This is a genomic window from Mycobacterium sp. ST-F2 (assembly GCF_001905655.1).
In the GTDB taxonomy this organism is placed as follows: Bacteria; Actinomycetota; Actinomycetes; order Mycobacteriales; family Mycobacteriaceae; genus Mycobacterium.
In genome coordinates, this window is the sequence record NZ_JMHT01000008.1 from 60,373 (window position 1) to 76,405 (window position 16,033).

At 65.4% G+C, this 16,033-nt stretch carries 17 protein-coding genes and 1 tRNA gene; 11 read left to right on the plus strand and 7 right to left on the minus strand.

Translation table 11 applies throughout. The features are described from left to right. Nucleotides 1-30 precede the first annotated feature (30 nt). Nucleotides 31-1,446: a S1C family serine protease gene (locus EB75_RS04810; protein WP_073694340.1), complete on the plus strand. Its 1,416-nt coding sequence runs from the start codon at nt 31-33 to the stop codon at nt 1,444-1,446. A gap of 20 nt (nt 1,447-1,466) precedes the next feature. Then, nucleotides 1,467-1,991: a MogA/MoaB family molybdenum cofactor biosynthesis protein gene (locus EB75_RS04815; protein WP_174557624.1), complete on the plus strand. Its 525-nt coding sequence runs from the start codon at nt 1,467-1,469 to the stop codon at nt 1,989-1,991. A gap of 795 nt (nt 1,992-2,786) precedes the next feature. Here EB75_RS04815 and EB75_RS04820 read toward each other — a convergent pair. The 3 genes from EB75_RS04820 to EB75_RS04830 all read right to left on the minus strand — a co-directional run bounded on the left by EB75_RS04820 (nt 2,787) and on the right by EB75_RS04830 (nt 5,751). Further along, entirely contained in the window at nt 2,787-3,602 is an 816-nt protein-coding gene (locus tag EB75_RS04820; protein WP_073694342.1) for an ExeA family protein, read from the minus strand. Further along, nucleotides 3,599-5,044: a DDE-type integrase/transposase/recombinase gene (locus EB75_RS04825; protein ID WP_073694343.1), complete on the minus strand. Its 1,446-nt coding sequence runs from the start codon at nt 5,042-5,044 to the stop codon at nt 3,599-3,601. The genes EB75_RS04820 and EB75_RS04825 overlap by 4 nt, the downstream gene beginning before the upstream one ends. A 107-nt stretch (nt 5,045-5,151) precedes the next feature. Continuing rightward, entirely contained in the window at nt 5,152-5,751 is a 600-nt protein-coding gene (locus EB75_RS04830; RefSeq protein WP_073694344.1) for a hypothetical protein, read from the minus strand. 170 nt (nt 5,752-5,921) lie between these two features. Here EB75_RS04830 and mspA (EB75_RS04835) point away from each other — a divergent pair, with 170 nt between their 5' ends. The 4 genes from mspA (EB75_RS04835) (at nt 5,922) to mspA (EB75_RS04850) (ending at nt 8,953) form a co-directional block, all read left to right on the plus strand. Further along, nucleotides 5,922-6,566, plus strand: a complete 645-nt coding sequence (gene mspA, locus EB75_RS04835) for a porin MspA (protein ID WP_073694345.1) — start codon at nt 5,922-5,924, stop codon at nt 6,564-6,566. Nucleotides 6,567-6,715: 149 nt separating this feature from the next. Next, a complete protein-coding gene (gene mspA, locus EB75_RS04840) occupies nt 6,716-7,360 on the plus strand; it encodes a porin MspA (protein WP_073694346.1) in 645 nt (214 codons plus the stop codon). A gap of 150 nt (nt 7,361-7,510) precedes the next feature. Then, the gene (mspA, locus tag EB75_RS04845; protein ID WP_073694347.1) at nt 7,511-8,155 is read left to right on the plus strand and encodes a porin MspA; all 645 of its coding nucleotides are present in this window, start codon (nt 7,511-7,513) and stop codon (nt 8,153-8,155) included. Between the two features lie 153 nt (nt 8,156-8,308). Beyond that, nucleotides 8,309-8,953, plus strand: a complete 645-nt coding sequence (gene mspA, locus EB75_RS04850; RefSeq protein WP_073694426.1) for a porin MspA — start codon at nt 8,309-8,311, stop codon at nt 8,951-8,953. Nucleotides 8,954-9,029: 76 nt separating this feature from the next. Here mspA (EB75_RS04850) and mscL read toward each other — a convergent pair whose 3' ends face one another. The 4 genes from mscL to EB75_RS04870 form a co-directional block, all read right to left on the minus strand. Then, entirely contained in the window at nt 9,030-9,398 is a 369-nt protein-coding gene (gene mscL / locus EB75_RS04855) for a large-conductance mechanosensitive channel protein MscL (protein WP_073694348.1), read from the minus strand. 142 nt (nt 9,399-9,540) lie between these two features. Then, the gene (locus tag EB75_RS04860) at nt 9,541-10,206 is read right to left on the minus strand and encodes an SAF domain-containing protein (RefSeq protein WP_073694349.1); all 666 of its coding nucleotides are present in this window, start codon (nt 10,204-10,206) and stop codon (nt 9,541-9,543) included. A 63-nt stretch (nt 10,207-10,269) separates the two neighbouring features. After that, on the minus strand, nt 10,270-10,587 hold the full coding sequence (locus tag EB75_RS04865; protein ID WP_073694350.1) for an FmdB family zinc ribbon protein: 318 nt from the start codon (nt 10,585-10,587) through the stop codon (nt 10,270-10,272). 267 nt (nt 10,588-10,854) lie between these two features. Continuing rightward, complete coding sequence (locus tag EB75_RS04870) at nt 10,855-11,430, minus strand: 5-formyltetrahydrofolate cyclo-ligase (RefSeq protein WP_073694351.1); 576 nt, start codon at nt 11,428-11,430, stop codon at nt 10,855-10,857. A gap of 135 nt (nt 11,431-11,565) precedes the next feature. Between EB75_RS04870 and EB75_RS04875 the strand changes: the two genes are divergently transcribed. From EB75_RS04875 to EB75_RS04895, 5 genes are all read left to right on the plus strand, one after another. After that, a complete protein-coding gene (locus tag EB75_RS04875) occupies nt 11,566-12,480 on the plus strand; it encodes a sugar phosphate nucleotidyltransferase (protein WP_073694352.1) in 915 nt (304 codons plus the stop codon). A gap of 86 nt (nt 12,481-12,566) precedes the next feature. Continuing rightward, nucleotides 12,567-13,805: a molybdotransferase-like divisome protein Glp gene (gene glp, locus EB75_RS04880; protein WP_073694353.1), complete on the plus strand. Its 1,239-nt coding sequence runs from the start codon at nt 12,567-12,569 to the stop codon at nt 13,803-13,805. Nucleotides 13,806-13,808: 3 nt separating this feature from the next. Then, a complete protein-coding gene (locus EB75_RS04885; protein WP_073694354.1) occupies nt 13,809-14,462 on the plus strand; it encodes a GNAT family N-acetyltransferase in 654 nt (217 codons plus the stop codon). Between the two features lie 182 nt (nt 14,463-14,644). Continuing rightward, entirely contained in the window at nt 14,645-15,817 is a 1,173-nt protein-coding gene (gene sepX / locus EB75_RS04890) for a divisome protein SepX/GlpR (RefSeq protein WP_073694355.1), read from the plus strand. A gap of 48 nt (nt 15,818-15,865) precedes the next feature. Then, nucleotides 15,866-15,938: transfer RNA gene (locus EB75_RS04895), tRNA-Ala, on the plus strand. The last annotated feature ends 95 nt before the right edge of the window (nt 15,939-16,033 follow it).

Genomic DNA, 16,033 nt, shown 5'->3' on the forward strand with positions numbered 1-16,033 from the left:
GCGGAAATACAGGAAGAGTGTCGACCAGTAATGACGAATCACCCGAGGTACTCGCAGCAGCCCGAGTCCGGTCGGCGTCCTGATTCCTATCAGTCCGCGCCCGGCTACGGCGCGTCGCCGCAGCAGGGGTCGTCATACGACTGGCGCTACGCCGGCCAGCAGCAGAACACCGGGCAGTACCCCACGGGCAGTTACTCGACCGGTCAGTACCAGACGGGGCCGCAGCAGACCGGTTCGTACACCACCGGCCAGTACTCGACGGGCCAGTACGGCTCGCAGCCGTACGACCCGTACCGCAACGGGTCGCCGAACGGTCGGCCTTCGATCGCGCCCCGGCCGCAAAACCGTTCCCGCACAGGGCCTCTGATCGCCGGTATGGCGGCGGTGGCACTGGTGTCCGCGGGTATCGGCGGCGGCATCGTGATGCTGGCGCAGCCCGACTACTCGAGCAGCTCGACCTCGTTGGGCGGTTCGGCGCGCGGACAGCACGCCGGGAATGCGCCGATCGGTTCGGTGGAGCAGGTCGCCGCCAAGGTGGTGCCCAGTGTCGTGAAACTCGAGACCGACATGGGCCGGGCCTCCGAGGAGGGCTCGGGCATCATCCTGTCCGCCGACGGGCTCATCCTCACCAACAACCACGTGGTGGCCGGTGCCAAAGACGCCCCGCCGCCCGGGGCTCCGCCGGTGCAGACCAAGGTCACGTTCAACACCGGTAGCACCGCGACGTTCCAGATCGTCGGGACGGATCCGAGCAGTGACATCGCAGTCGTGCGGGCCAAGGGCGTCTCGGGCCTGACGCCCATCTCGCTGGGATCGTCGTCCAACCTGGTGGTGGGCCAGCAGGTGGTGGCCGTCGGTTCGCCGCTGGGTCTGCAGGGCACGGTGACCGAGGGCATCATCAGCTCGCTGAATCGCCCCGTCGCCGCCGGCGGCGACGCCAAGAACCAGAACACCGTGCTGGACGCCATCCAGACCGACGCCGCGATCAACCCCGGCAACTCTGGTGGCGCGCTGGTCAACATGAGCGGCGAACTTGTCGGCATCAACTCGGCGATCGCGACGCTCGGTGGGGATTCCGGCCAGTCGCAGAGCGGTTCGATCGGCCTGGGCTTCGCGATTCCGGTGGACCAGGCCAAGCGCATCGCCGACGAGCTGATCAAGAACGGCATCGCCAGCCATGCGTCGCTCGGCGTGCAGGTGGGTAATGACAAGGCCATCGACGGGGCCAAGATCGTCGACGTCACCAACGGTGGGGCGGCGCAGTCGGCCGGTCTGCCGAGTGGTGTGGTGGTGACCAAGGTGGACGACCGGGTGATCAGCAGCGCCGACGCGCTGGTGGCCGCCGTGCGCTCGAAGGCGCCCGGCGACAAGGTCACGTTGACCTACCTCGACACCGCGGGCAAACCGCAGACCGTTCAGGTGACCCTGGGAAAGGCGCAACAGTGATGAGTGCAGGGCCGAGTTCGATGTCAGAGGCGGGATATACGGTGACAGGCATGGAACAGGCAGGGGAATTGGCCGGGCGCGCACTCGTCGTGGTCGTGGATGACCGGACCGCGCACGGCGAAGAGGATCACAGCGGCCCGTTGGTCACCGAGTTGCTCGGTGAGGCCGGCTTCCTTGTTGACGGTGTCGTCGTGGTCCCGGCCGACGAGGTCGAGATTCGCAACGCCCTCAACACTGCAGTGATCGGTGGCGTCGACCTGGTCATCTCCGTCGGCGGCACCGGCGTCAGCCCCCGTGATGTCACACCGGAAGCCACTCGCACCATGCTCGATCGCGAGCTGCTCGGTATCGCCGAGGCGCTGCGGTCGTCGGGCCTGGCCGCGGGTGTTTCGGACGCGGGGCTCTCCCGCGGCCTGGCCGGTGTCTCGGGAAGCACGCTGGTGGTCAACATCGCGGGCTCCCGCGCGTCGGTGCGTGACGGCATGGCGACGCTGGGGCCGTTGGCGGCGTACATCATCGCGCAGCTCTCGAGCCTCGATATCTGATAGCTGAGCCCCGCCGGGGCGGTCGGTCGAACGGAGCAGTCATGAGGTTCGTCCAACTTGAACGATTCATTTCAGCAAAATGTGATCTTAGTCACACCAAGGGAGGTCTGTGATGAGTGATACACAGCCCTCGCGCGACTTAGTTAACAAGGTGTTCGGCGACGTGTTACCGGACATCACCCGGGACGAATGTAACGAGCCGTCGTCGTCCGCGGATGGTGACCGGGATCGCTGGCTACGGGAAAACGTCCCGCCGCACCATTCCTGAGCACCGGCTTTCGCCGACAGTGCGTCGTAGACCGCATTAACTCGCGATTACGCCGGTCAGCGACCTCGTTGAGCCCATGTTTCAGCCCTGTTTCGGCCTAACCGGCCAGTAGGGTCGGCCGCAGCGTGCAGCGAGTTCCCAGCAAACTTTTCCGCATCGGGAATATATGCGCGGTCTTTATGCCGTTCGCATTGCCGGACAGTCCGTACGCCGATATCTTCCTCGTGTCAACGATGAGCAATAGGTAAGAGCAACATGTGAAGTTCGCCTGTACGGCGCACATGAAGGTCTTGCGACGGTCGCGCGGTCAGCTTGCTGGCACCGCCTACTGAGCTAGGGAGAATATGAAGGTATTCAGTCGGGTGCTGGTGGCACTGGTGTTGCTCGTCGCTGAGGGTGCAAAGGATGGCGTCATTCTCGTTGCCGGTGATGTCGAAGTGATGAAGGCCCTGCCCGCGTGAGCGGGCAGGGCCTTGGTCGGATCGGTGACGGCGTCGTCGGGTCGGTGACGTCGCGTGGTTAGTGATTCAGTCGTGGCCGGTTTCGGTGACGGCGATGCGAGCTGATTTCTCGTCGACGATCGCTGTCTTGGCGGCGAAGGCGGCGGTCAGGGCGTGTAGGGCGAGGTTGTTGACTGCGCGTGGGTATCCGCGTGCGGCGTTGTGGATCACGGTGATCGCGTCGTCGGAGAACAGCGGGTCGGTGCGGCCGGCGACCTTGGCGTGATGGCCGATGTAGTCGGCGGTATCGGCAGGTGTCATCCCGGCCAGGGCATAGCGCACGGCGATGCGTTGATCGAGTGCGGCCAGCACGCCCAGGCGTAGTCGTTGACGCAGGGTGGGTTGTCCGACCAGCAACGCGGCGAACGGTGACCCGCTGTCCATGTCGTGGTTGGTGAGCATGCGGATGGCTTCCATTTGCGCGTTGTCGAGCAGGTGAGCTTCATCGATGACCACGACCGGGGTTCGGCCGCGTTCGGCGTGCTCGGCGGCCAGCGCGTCGGCGGCTTGCGGGGCCAGGGTAGCGGTGTAGAAACTGGGCACCCGCCCCAGTGCTGTGACGATGTGGTGCAGCATGCCGCGTACTCCGACTGAGGGGTTGGGTAGGTAGATGATGACGTGGCGCGCCGGATCCAGGGCGGCGGTCGCGGCGCGGATCGCCACAGTCTTGCCGGCGCCGACTTCTCCGGTGATGACTCCGATAGCGTGCTGATCCACACACCAGGAGATCCGGGCGACGGCTTCGGCGTGGCCGGGGTGGCGGTGCAGCATCGCCGGGGCCAAACCCCGCCCGAACGGCATCCGGGTGAAGCCGTAATAGGATTGCAGCCGTTCGATACTCATGCTGATGCCTCGTCCTGGTCGTCGATGCCGGTGATGCTCGGTAGTTCGCAGGCTTTGGGGGTGTGGGCGCCGAAGAGAGCGTCGTAGCCGATGCGCCGATCGGCGCGGATCTGCTCATGATGAATAGCCGCGGTCAACTGCAGATAGTCGATCCCTGTCGCCGGCGGCGCAGCATTCTCGGGAGTTTCGGGCCGGGCCTTGGGATGGACGTGTCGAGTGATGTTGTGGGGCAGGGCTTTGCCGTAACTGGTGTCGTGGTAGCGCACTTCGACGGTTTCTAGGTCAAACGGGGAGAACACCAACTCCACTTTGCGTCCCACCAACCCTTGATCGACCTGGAAGGTGTTGCCGTGCAACGACACTGTCGCGGTCTTGGTCACCACCCGGTATTCCGACCACAGAAACGCCTCGGTCAGATCAGCTGCGGTCGGCATCGCCGGGGTCCGTCCCAGCCGGGACCATCCCTGCTGCCAGCGATCGGCTGGGGACTGCCCGGTCTCGGTATGAATCCGCTGGTGGTACTCGGTTTCTACCCACGCGGTCAGCAACCGGTTGAGCTCGATGAGCGCGGTGCGGGCCTCGAGGCCGGCCGCGGCCAGGTCCTCGGCGCTACTGTCGGTGATTTCGACGAGGAACTGCTCACGCACGGTGCGGAAGAACCGCTCGATCTTGCCCCGTCCTTGGGGCCGGTGCGGGGTGGAATGCACCAGCCGAATCCCCAGTTTCGCGCACGCCCGCAGCAGCCAGGTATCCACGAACGCCGAGCCGTTGTCGACATAGACACTGCCCGGGACTCCGCGGCTGGCCAGCGCCGGCTCGAGTGCAGCGCCGAGCCGCACAGCGTCTTCGGCGAACCCGAACCGATACCCACACAGCAGTCGGGAATGATCGTCGATGAAAGCGAACAGATACGTCTTGCGCCCGCCGATACGGGGGCCGTGCAGGGCGTCCCCGGTCCAGCGGTCATTGGGGTTTTCGGCTTCGAACCGGCCGAACACCGCCGGCTGTTCATCGAGGTTCGGGCCGATCAGCTCGCAGCGGCGGAAATGGCGTAGCAGCGTCGATTCCGAGGGCGCCCAACCCGCGCTGATCCGCAGGATCCGCGCGACTTGGGCGGCGGTGCGGGACGGGTTCTCCCGCTTGAGTGCAGCCGCCAACTCCAGGGTCGCGGCATCGGTACGCGGGGCCACCGACCGGGGCGAGGGAATCAACTCATCGAATCCGCCGGCCCGGTAGCGGCGAATCCAACGGTCCAGAGTGTCACGCGAGTAGCGCACCCGGGCCCCGAACGGATCGGTGTGCTCCCGCGCGGCGATCTGGCGGACCAGCCGACCCCGAGCCTTGGTCGATAGTCCGGGATCGAGCGCCGGGCAGATCAACTGATACCGGAACAACCCCACTGCCTGGGCACGTTCACGTCGCTTGGCCTCTTCGCTTGTCAATCCAACATCTCCTCAACAAGTGATGCCGCCCAAACCCGTTGCCGGGCAGCCATCCCCGCGACGATGAACCATTCCCACCGCGCGCGGCAGAGGCAGCTGGTGTTGCATCACCACGCCACCGACGCCGGTGGCCACCCCCGACAGAGCAGCCGAGCACCGCTACCAGCCACAGCCACCGCAGCAGCCGTCACCGCGCCGAGCAGCATCCCCGGCCCGAACCGTGTAGTGATCGCCTCGGTCGCCGTGCTGATCGCGGCCAACACATCCCCGCACCCTGAGCCGGTCGACTTCGGGATCGACACATCCACCCCCGCAGTGAGCGCGATCGTCACGAACCAGTGCCGCACCGCCTCGGCCCGAGCCGCGATGACCCGCAGCCACCCCCGCACCGTGCACGCCGGGACACCGAGTTTTGCCGCGATCCCGCGGTGCCCCACACCGGCAGCCTTGGCAGCCAACGCCTCCCAGATCACCTCCGCGGCATAAGCCCTACGCAGCAACAACGTCACCGGCAACAACACATGAGTCACCGCACACGTACGGCATCGAGACCGCCGCGGCCGCACCGACCCGGCCGTCCCGACCACCCGACGAGAACGGGCATAGCCCCACCCGGCCAGAACCCCGCCCACACACGACGGACACCGCAACTCCCCAGCGGCCAACCGTGACTCGACGCGCGCAGAATCGACCTCTACCGTGACCATCAGTGCCTTTCGCACTACGCACGGCGCCGCCGGAGAGATCTGCCAAGAATTCAGCGGTGGCGCCGTGCACCCATCAGTTCCTCGTCACACTGACGGTGCAGACCACCAAGATCAAACCCACCCCAAAGCCCGTCCCCGCATCGGCAGAATCAACGACGACTCCAAGCCTCATGGTCGTCACGCCCAGAGACGCTCAACAACTGGTAGCGGCGCTGTCGTCGCTTTTCCTCGGGGCAGGTACGTCCCATGCGGGTCTGGACAATGAGCTGAGCCTGGTCGACGGTCAGGATCGGACGTTGACGGTGCAGCAGTGGGACACGTTCCTCAACGGTGTTTTCCCCTTGGACCGCAACCGGTTGACGCGTGAGTGGTTCCACTCGGGCCGGGCCAAGTACAACTGCGCCGGCAAGGGCTGCGATGAGTTCGCGGGCACGTTGGAGCTGGGTTACCAGATCGGTTTCCCCTGGTCGCTGGGTGTGGGTATCAACTTCAGCTACACGACGCCGAACATCCTGCTCGACGACGTGAACCCGTTCCTCATCCCTATGGGGAGCTTTGGTAATGGTGGCATCATCACGCCCAACCTGTTCCCGGGTGTCTCGATCTCCGCTGACCTGGGCAACGGCCCGGGTATTCAGGAAGTCGCGACGTTCTCGGTGGACGTGTCCGGTCCGGCCGGCGGCGTGGCGGTCTCCAACGCTCACGGCACTGTGACTGGTGCGGCTGGTGGTGTGCTTCTGCGTCCATTCGCCCGCCTGATCGCCAAGACCGGTGATAGCGTCACCACCTACGGAGAACCCTGGAACATGAACTAGGTGAGAGCCGATCACGCCTAGGCCGTATGCTAGGCGCCGACGACGCATTCGGGGCGGCGTCGACAGACCAGTTCGTCTGGTTTTGTCGGCGCCGCCCGTCGTCTGCGCGGAGCTTCATATGGAAGATCAAACCCAGAGAGTGGGGGACCATGAAGGCATTCAGTCGGGTGCTGGTGGCACTGGTAGCGGCGCTGTCGTCGCTTTTCCTCGGGGCAGGTACGTCCCATGCGGGTCTGGACAATGAGCTGAGCCTGGTCGACGGTCAGGATCGGACGTTGACGGTGCAGCAGTGGGACACGTTCCTCAACGGTGTTTTCCCCTTGGACCGCAACCGGTTGACGCGTGAGTGGTTCCACTCGGGCCGGGCCAAGTACAACTGCGCCGGCAAGGGCTGCGATGAGTTCGCGGGCACGTTGGAGCTGGGTTACCAGATCGGTTTCCCCTGGTCGCTGGGCGTGGGTATCAACTTCAGCTACACGACGCCGAACATCCTGCTCGACGGCGTGAACCCGTTCCTCATCCCTATGGGGAGCTTTGGTAATGGTGGCATCATCACGCCCAACCTGTTCCCGGGTGTGTCGATTTCCGCTGACCTGGGCAACGGTCCGGGTATCCAGGAAGTCGCGACGTTCTCGGTTGACGTGTCCGGTCCGGCCGGTGGAGTGGCGGTATCGAATGCTCACGGCACGGTGACCGGTGCTGCCGGTGGGGTGCTGCTGCGTCCGTTTGCTCGCCTCATCGCCAAGACCGGCGACTCGGTGACCACCTACGGCGAACCCTGGAACATGAACTAGGTCATTTCGGCAGCGCCTAGGGCTTATGCTGGGCGCCGACGGCGCATTCGGGGCGGCGTCGACAGGTCAGTTCATCTGGTCTTGTCGGCGCCGCCCGTCGTATGCACGGAGCTCTGTATGGAACATCGTCAAACCCGGAAAGTGGGGACCATGAAGGCATTCAGTCGGGTGCTGGTGGCACTGGTAGCGGCGCTGGCGTCGCTGTTTTTCGGAGCGGGTACGTCCCATGCGGGTCTCGATAATGAGCTGAGCCCGGTTGATGGTCAGGATCGGACGTTGACGGTGCAGCAGTGGGACACGTTCCTCAATGGTGTGTTTCCCCTGGATCGCAACCGGCTGACGCGTGAGTGGTTCCATTCGGGTCGGGCGAAGTACAACTGCGCCGGCAAGGGTTGCGATGAGTTCGGTGGGACTTTGGAGCTGGGTTACCAGATCGGGTTCCCGTGGTCGCTGGGTGTGGGTATCAACTTCAGCTACACGACGCCGAACATCCTGCTCGACGACGTGAACCCGTTCGTTATTCCTCTCGGTAGCTTCGGTAACGGTGGCATCATCACGCCGAACCTGTTCCCGGGTGTGTCGATTTCCGCTGACCTGGGCAACGGTCCGGGTATCCAGGAAGTCGCGACGTTCTCGGTCGACGTCTCCGGTCCGCATGGTGCGGTCGCCGTCTCGAATGCTCACGGCACGGTGACCGGTGCTGCCGGTGGTGTGCTGCTGCGTCCGTTCGCTCGCTTGATCGCCAAGACCGGCGACTCGGTGACCACCTACGGCGAACCGTGGAATATGAATTAGGCCTGAAAAGGGCATCAGTAGGGTGCACGGCCCGTCTACTGAGAGCTGACGACGTACTTTTGGGGCGGCGTTGACAGACCGAATCGGTCAGCCAACGCCGCCCGTCGTTTTGCCGGGATTTGACTATGAAGAACAAGCCCGGGAGTGGGAAAATTGACAGCGTTCGGTCGTGCGTTGGTGGTGTTGCTGGTCGGGGTGTCGTCGCTGTTTTTCGGAGCGGGTACGTCCCATGCGGGTCTCGATAATGAGCTGAGCCTGGTTGATGGTCAGGATCGGACGTTGACGGTGCAGCAGTGGGACACGTTCCTCAATGGTGTGTTTCCCCTGGATCGCAACCGGCTGACGCGTGAGTGGTTCCATTCGGGTCGGGCGAAGTACAACTGCGCCGGCAAGGGTTGCGATGAGTTCGGTGGGACTTTGGAGCTGGGTTACCAGATCGGTTTCCCCTGGTCGCTGGGTGTGGGTATCAACTTCAGCTACACGACGCCGAACATCCTGCTCGACGACGTGAACCCGTTCCTCATCCCTATGGGGAGCTTTGGTAATGGTGGCATCATCACGCCCAACCTGTTCCCGGGTGTCTCGATCTCCGCTGACCTGGGCAACGGCCCGGGTATTCAGGAAGTCGCGACGTTCTCGGTGGACGTGTCCGGTCCGGCCGGCGGCGTGGCGGTCTCCAACGCTCACGGCACTGTGACCGGTGCCGCGGGTGGCGTGCTGCTGCGTCCGTTCGCCCGCCTGATCGCCAAGACCGGCGACTCCGTCACCACCTATGGCGAACCCTGGAACATGAACTGATCCGAGCGGTCCACCTGACATACGACAAAGCCCCCGGCCACTGGCCGGGGGCTTTGTCGTTTTCGCGTCGTATCCGCTACTTCTTGTCCAGCAGATCGCGGATCTGAGTCAGCAGTTCGACTTCCTGCTTGATCGCGTCTTCCTTGGCGGCACGGAATTTGCTGTACGGCAGCACAACCACGAAGTAGATGACGGCGGCGACCAGGACGAAGTTGATCGCCGCGCTCAAGACCGCGTTCAGGTCCATGTAGTTGTCGCCGAGCAGATGGATGCGCAGCACGCCGTACGAGTGGTCACCGCCGGCGCCGATGCTCGCGATCAGCGGCTGGATCACCTGGTCGGTGAACGCCTTCACCAGCGTGGTGAACGCGGCGCCGATGACGACTGCGACCGCCAGATCGACGATGTTCCCCTGGGCGAGGAATTCCTTGAAGCCCTTGAACATGAGTACCCTCCCTGTGATACGACCTGTACCCAGGAACGGTAAGGCTGGCCTGGGGCTTCGCGCAGGAGTCGGCGGCCCGACGATCGCAACAGATACTGTCCAGTGACGAAATTGAAATCGGCCTCGCGGAAAATTTCGCCGATCAGTGCAGGGTGACGGTGATGGCCCGGTGCAACGCAGCGCCCGCGACGGCATTGGCGCTGTGCCTGGGCAGAACGACGAGCACGACGCGCTCGTCGTTGCTCGTCGGCGACGCGAGGCGTTCGGACACCAGTACCACCTTGGCATCGGTGGCGATGACTTCGGCTGCGGCCTGATCGGCTGTGACGCCGGCGTTTTCCGGACCGGCGAGGACGTCCACCGTGTCACCGGCGCGCAGTAGATCCGGTAGGGCGGCGTCAGCCAGATGTAATGGGACCATGCGGGCATCGGGTCCGGCTGCGGCAGTCGTCAGCCTGGAACCCAGCAACCGCACGTCGGTGATGACCTCGCCGCGTCGCGCGGGCGCTGCCAGTGTCGAGCCCACTGCGGCGCTCGATTCGCGCAGTGCGCCGTCGGGAATGCTTGGTGCAGAACGGGATTCGACGACGACATCGTCGGCGGTCAATGCTGAGCCAGGGGATAGGTCATGCTTGGCAATGACGACCGCGACCTGCCCGTCGCGGGGGTCCGGCCGAAATTCGATGACGGCCGCAAGGAGCACGAGTAGCCCGGCGGCGACTCGGCGTGCAGCGGCCGTTCTGGCCCAGTCGGGCCGTAGTTTCTGTGTCAGTCGGCCGAGTAGTGGCGCGTCGAGCGAATCCCCCATGCCGTAACGGTAGGGATTTCGGTCGGGAAAAACAGGTCCGGAGGCTTCCGGCCTGTGGATAACTCAGCTGGACGCGGCAGCGGCCGGTGCGGCCGACGTCGTGCTGTTCGAGCTGGATGACGACGACGAAGACGACGACGAGTCCGACGAACTGGAGCTCGACTCACTCTTGGCCGGTGCGGCCGCGGTGCTGGAGCTCTTCGAATCGCGGTTGTCGGTGCGGTAGAAGCCGCTGCCCTTGAAGACCACGCCGACGGAACCGAACAGCTTGCGCAGCCGGCCCTGGCACTTGGGGCATTCGGTCAGCGCGTCATCGCTGAAGGCCTGCACCGCGTCGAACCGGTTGTCGCACTCGGTACACGCGTAGGAATAGGTCGGCACGTAAACCTCCGAGGTCGTCAAACTTGTTAGCACTCTACCGGTTTAAGTGCCAAAACAGCTATTCGGTGCCTGGCATTCCCGAGGCAGCGGCCCCTGTGGCCTGGTGGCGGGGCCATTTGCTTCCGGGAGGGCGGCAGGACACATAGCATTGTGTGCATGACTCGCATCATGACCAAGGGCGGCTGTGACAACCCGGACTGCACCTGCGAAAACTGCAACTGCGGATCGGGATGTACCTGCGGCAAGGACTGATTGTCTTCCGCAGGTTCAAACTCCCAGCGTGACGAGGCCCGTCCGCGGGGTCAGGGCGTGCGTCATCGCGATGTCGTGCGGTTCAGCGGGCAGCTCCGGCAGCAGGTCGTCGTCAAACACCACCGCGACCAGCTGTGCGTCCGGCGCGGCCAGCGCCAGCGAGCGGTCGTAGAAACCGGCGCCGCGGCCGAGCCGGACGCCGGTTCGGTCGACGCCCAGCGCGGGGATCAGGATCACATCGGCCTGACGGATCGCGTCGGGCGGCAGATGTGGGGTGGGCGGTTCCAGCAGCCCGAATTGCGCCTCGATGAGGTGTCCGCGCCGGTACCAGCCCCAGCTCAGCGGGGCGTCGGGGCGCGTCACCGGCAACAACACCTGTGCGCCCGCGTCCACGAGGGCGTCCAGCATCGCGAGTGAACCCGGCTCGGTACCGATCGGCACGTAGGCACAGACCACTGCGCCGGAGCTGACCAAATCGGGTATCCACCGGGCCAGTGCATCGGCATCGGCCAGACGCTGCGCCGATGTCCGGGCGCGTCGTCGGCGCAGGATCTCGCTGCGCAACTCGCGCTTGCCGGCCTCGGGGCTCACGGCTACCACGGTGTCATATTTGCTCCCGACGTGTTGTACACCTGTCCAGGTAACGGCCATGTGGACGTTGCGGCCGGCTGCGGGAAGGTGAACCTTGGTAGGGCAGATCGAGGCAATGCCGTTATCGTGTGAACAATGACGACACAGCCTTCAGTGCCGATGCCGCGCACCGCGGTGGTCCCGGCGGCTGGTCTGGGCACGCGTTTTCTGCCTGCCACCAAGACAGTCCCCAAAGAGTTGCTGCCGGTCGTCGACACCCCGGGTATCGAGCTGGTTGCTGCAGAAGCTGCTGACGCCGGCGGCGAGCGCCTGGTCATCGTGACCTCGGAAGGCAAGGACGGCGTCGTTGCGCATTTCGTCGAGGACCTGATTCTCGAAGGAACGCTCGAGGCGCGCGGCAAGCACGTGATGCTCGAGAAGGTGCGGCGGGCGCCGGCGTTGATCAAGGTCGAGTCGGTCGTGCAGGCCGAGCCGCTGGGCCTGGGGCACGCCGTCAGCTGCGTCGAGCCGGTGCTGCTGCCCGACGAGGACGCCATCGCGGTCCTGCTGCCCGACGACCTGGTGCTGCCGACCGGCGTGCTGGAGACCATGGCGAAGGTGCGCGCCAAGCGCGGCGGCTCCGTGTTGTGTGCCATCGAGGTGCCGCAGGACGAGATCAGCGCCTACGGCGTGTTCGACGTCGAGACCGTCCCGGACGCGGCCAACCCGAATGTGCTGCGCGTCAAGGGCATGGTGGAGAAGCCCAAGGCCGAGGATGCGCCGTCGCCCTACGCCGCGGCCGGCCGCTACATCTTGGACCGGGCCATCTTCGACGCGCTGCGGCGCGTGCAGAAGGGCGTGGGCGGCGAGATTCAGCTGACCGATGCCATCGCGCTGCTCATCGAGGACGGCCACCCCGTCCACGTCGTGGTGCACCGCGGATCCCGACACGACCTGGGAAATCCCGGCGGCTACCTTAAAGCTGCGGTTGACTTCGCGTTGGAACGTGACGACTACGGCCCGGAATTGCGGCGGTGGTTGGTCGAGCGATTGGGTCTTGCCGAGCGCTGAGCGCCTGACACCGGCGGTACGGTTGGCCCCGACATGCGTGAGCATGCGGTCACCCACGGTGTACGAGGTATGCAGAAAGGCGAGCTGTGCGTTCGGTTGAGGAGCAGCAGGCCCGGGTTACGGCAGCTGCAGTAGCGCCGCGGCCGGTGCGGGTGGCGATTGCCGAAGCGCAGGGCCTGATGTGTGCCGAAGAAGTGGTCACCGAGCGGCCGCTGCCCGGATTCGATCAAGCCGCCATCGACGGTTACGCCGTGCGCAGCGTCGACGTGATGGGCGCGGATTCCGGCGGCGAGAGCGACGTCACCCTGCCTGTGGTCTCGACCATCGCTGCTGGTGAACGCACCCCCACGCGGCTACAGCCGCGGCAGGCCGCACGGGTGCAGACCGGTGCTCCCATGCCCACTCTCGCCGATGCGGTGCTGCCGCTGCGCTGGACCGACGGCGGTGAGTCGCGGGTACGGGTCCTGCGCGGTGTGCGATCCGGCGCGTATGTGCGTCGTACCGGTGATGACGTGCAGCCCGGTGACGTCGCGGTGCGTGCCGGCACCATCATCGGGCCGGCGCAGGTCGGACTGCTGGCGGCGGTGGGCCGCGAACGCGTACTGGTGCACCCGCGGCCGCGGCTGACGATCATTTCCGTCGGCGGCGAGCTGGTCGACATCGCCCGGACGCCCGGCAACGGCCAGGTCTATGACGTCAATTCCTATGCGCTGGCCGCCGCGGGTCGCGATGCGGGTGCCGAGGTGAACCGGGTCGGCATCGTCGACGCCGACCCCAAGATCCTGCGCGACGTGGTTGAAGGACAGCTGAGCCGGTCGGAACTCGTGGTGATCGCGGGCGCTGTCGGCGGGGCCGCGGCAGAGGGCGTGCGCGCGGTCCTCGCCGAGTTGGGGGAGATGGAGGTCGCCCGAATCGCGATGCATCCCGGGTCGGTGCAGGGTTTCGGAACGCTCGGGCGCGATGGTGTTCCGGTCTTCCTGCTGCCGGCCAACCCGGTGAGTGCGCTCGTGGTCTTCGAGGTGATGGTCCGCCCGCTGATCCGGATGTCGCTGGGCAAGCGGCAGCCGATGCGGCGCGTGGTGCCGGCTCGCACGTTGTCGCCCATCTCATCGGTGGTGGGGCGCAAGGGATTTCTGCGCGGCCAGTTGATGCGCGATCAGGACACTGGTGAGTATCTGGTGCAGGCCTTGGGCGGAGCCCCGGGCGCGTCGCACCTGCTGGCCACCCTCGCCGAGGCCAACTGCCTGGTGATCGTGCCCACCGAGGCCGAGCAGATTCGCACGGGCGAATCCGTCGACGTGGCCTTCCTTGCGCAGCGCGGCTGATTCGTGAACCTGCTGCGTTCGAGTGCGATTCATCCGGGCTGGCCGTTGTCGGTCGGTCCGATCCGGGTGCGGGCCGGGGTGGTGCGGTTGCGGCCGGTGCGGTTGCGTGATGGCCCGGTGTGGAGCCGGATGCGGCTGACCGACCGCGCGCACCTGGAGCCCTGGGAACCGGTCGGCGAGGTGGATTGGACTGCGCGCCATGCTGTTTCGTCATGGCCGGCGCTGTGTTCGGGGTTGCGCGGCGAGGCTCGGCGCGGTCGCATGCTGCCGTACGTCATCGAACTGGACGGCGAGTTCTGCGGGCAGCTGACCATCGGCAACGTGACGCACGGGGCACTGCGGTCGGCGTGGATCGGGTACTGGGTGGCAAGCCGGTTCACGGGCGGAGGGATCGCGACGGCCGCGCTGGCGCTGGGCGTCGATCATGCCTTCGGCCCTGTCGGCCTGCACCGGATCGAGGCGACGGTGCGGCCGGAGAACGGTCCGAGCCGGTCGGTGCTGGCGCGTGTGGGCTTCCGCGAAGAGGGCCTGCTGCAGCGGTACCTGGAAGTCGACGGTGCCTGGCGCGACCATTTGCTGGTTGCGAAGACGGTGGAGGAGATGACGCAGTCAGCGTCATCGGCGCTGGTCAGGGATGGTCGAGCCACCTGGGTCTGAGCAATTCGTACCGTCGGCGCCGTGAAATGTGCGCAAATCGCAAATGAGTCTGTGTTGCAGATGTGACATAAGTGACTGATGTGCTTGTAAGTAGCGAATTACAGGTGTGTAATTGAACCTGGCGCGTCGGCTTCGGATGCGCTGGTCACGGACCTAATCTGATGGGGAAAGGAGCCGGCGACATGCCAAGCATCCCCCAATCCCTACTGTGGATATCCCTCGTCGTGTTGTGGCTTTTCGTGTTGGTGCCGATGTTGATCAGCAAGCGCGAAAACGTCCGCCGTACGAGCGATGTCGCTTTGGCGACCCGCGTGCTCAACACGCAGGGCAACAGCCGGCTGCGGCGCCGCAGTGGACCCGCCTCGGGGCACTACAGCGACCCGCACTGGAAGCAGGACGAGGACTTCACCGCGTTCGAAGATGACTTCGCGCGCGGCGACGCGACGACCGATTCGATCCCGGTCGCCGACCCTGAAGCCGGTGCCCCGCGCGCGGTGGTACTGGCTGAACAGGTCGTCGTCGAGGAATCGGCGTATCTGGACGTCGAGGTCGTCGAGATGGACTCCGGTGCGCTGCCGATCGGTGCCTCGGGACGCATGAAAGCCGTGCCCGAGCCTGAAACTCAGGAACAGCCAACACTTTTCGACGACGTCGCGACGCCCACCATGGCGATCCGGACCATCTCCGAGGCCGACTTCGAGCCCGAGGAAGCGCTCACGGACGAGATGGCGGCGGCCGAGCCCGAGGCAGAGCCGACCACCGACGTTCATGAGGCGGTCGCGACCGATGAGGCCGGCGAGACTGTAGAAGAGCCTCAGGCCGAAGCGGAGGACGGCACCGAGCACGACTACGAGTACGTCGACGACACGTCGGGTGTCGAGGCCGTGTCGGAGGACGAGCCGAAGCTGGCCGACTCGATGTCGCACGCCCGCCGCAACCGCTACGAATCGAAGGCCGCCGTTGCGGCCGCCGAGCGCAAGTACCGCTTCCGCAGCCGGATGCTGTCGGGCATGGCGCTGGCCATCCTGTTCACCGGCATCGCGGCCTTCTCGCTGTCGCCGAGCATGTGGTGGGTCTGCGGCGCGGTCAGCGTCATCTCGGTGCTGTACCTGGCTTACCTGCGTCGTCAGACCCGCATCGAAGAGCAGCTGCGGCGCCGTCGTGCCCAGCGCATGATGCGGTCGCGGCACGGTGTGGAGAACACCCAGGACGAGGAGTTCGATGTCGTCCCTTCTAGGCTGCGGCGGCCAGGCGCCGTAGTGCTGGACATCGACGACGAGGATCCGATCTTCGAGCACCTGGAATATGCCCGGATGGCGCGCGACTATGACCTGCCCCGGGCGGCCGGGCAGTAACCGGTTTTCATGTGGCGGACCGGTACTGGTAGCCTTTGCTTCCGGTAAGGGGCTATAGCGCAGTTGGTAGCGCGTCTCGTTCGCATCGAGAAGGTCAGGGGTTCGATTCCCCTTAGCTCCACAGAGATTCAAATGGGGTCGGTGTTCACCGGCCCCATTTGTGCTTTCCGGACCTACCGCTCTGGCCGGGAAGTTCATAGGCTGGCTGGGGTCGCC

What these genes read in the sequence shown, in the direction of transcription:
- EB75_RS04860 (WP_073694349.1), bottom strand. Translation starts at nt 10,206, where the DNA reads ATGGGGGATTCGCTCGACGCGCCACTACTCGGCCGACTGACACAGAAA.
- EB75_RS04810 (WP_073694340.1), top strand. Translation starts at nt 31, where the DNA reads ATGACGAATCACCCGAGGTACTCGCAGCAGCCCGAGTCCGGTCGGCGT.
- mspA (WP_073694347.1), top strand. Translation starts at nt 7,511, where the DNA reads ATGAAGGCATTCAGTCGGGTGCTGGTGGCACTGGTAGCGGCGCTGGCG.
- EB75_RS04875 (WP_073694352.1), top strand. Translation starts at nt 11,566, where the DNA reads ATGACGACACAGCCTTCAGTGCCGATGCCGCGCACCGCGGTGGTCCCG.
- EB75_RS04815 (WP_174557624.1), top strand. Translation starts at nt 1,467, where the DNA reads ATGTCAGAGGCGGGATATACGGTGACAGGCATGGAACAGGCAGGGGAA.
- mspA (WP_073694345.1), top strand. Translation starts at nt 5,922, where the DNA reads ATGGTCGTCACGCCCAGAGACGCTCAACAACTGGTAGCGGCGCTGTCG.
- mspA (WP_073694346.1), top strand. Translation starts at nt 6,716, where the DNA reads ATGAAGGCATTCAGTCGGGTGCTGGTGGCACTGGTAGCGGCGCTGTCG.
- sepX (WP_073694355.1), top strand. Translation starts at nt 14,645, where the DNA reads ATGCCAAGCATCCCCCAATCCCTACTGTGGATATCCCTCGTCGTGTTG.
- EB75_RS04830 (WP_073694344.1), bottom strand. Translation starts at nt 5,751, where the DNA reads ATGGTCACGGTAGAGGTCGATTCTGCGCGCGTCGAGTCACGGTTGGCC.
- mscL (WP_073694348.1), bottom strand. Translation starts at nt 9,398, where the DNA reads ATGTTCAAGGGCTTCAAGGAATTCCTCGCCCAGGGGAACATCGTCGAT.
- EB75_RS04820 (WP_073694342.1), bottom strand. Translation starts at nt 3,602, where the DNA reads ATGAGTATCGAACGGCTGCAATCCTATTACGGCTTCACCCGGATGCCG.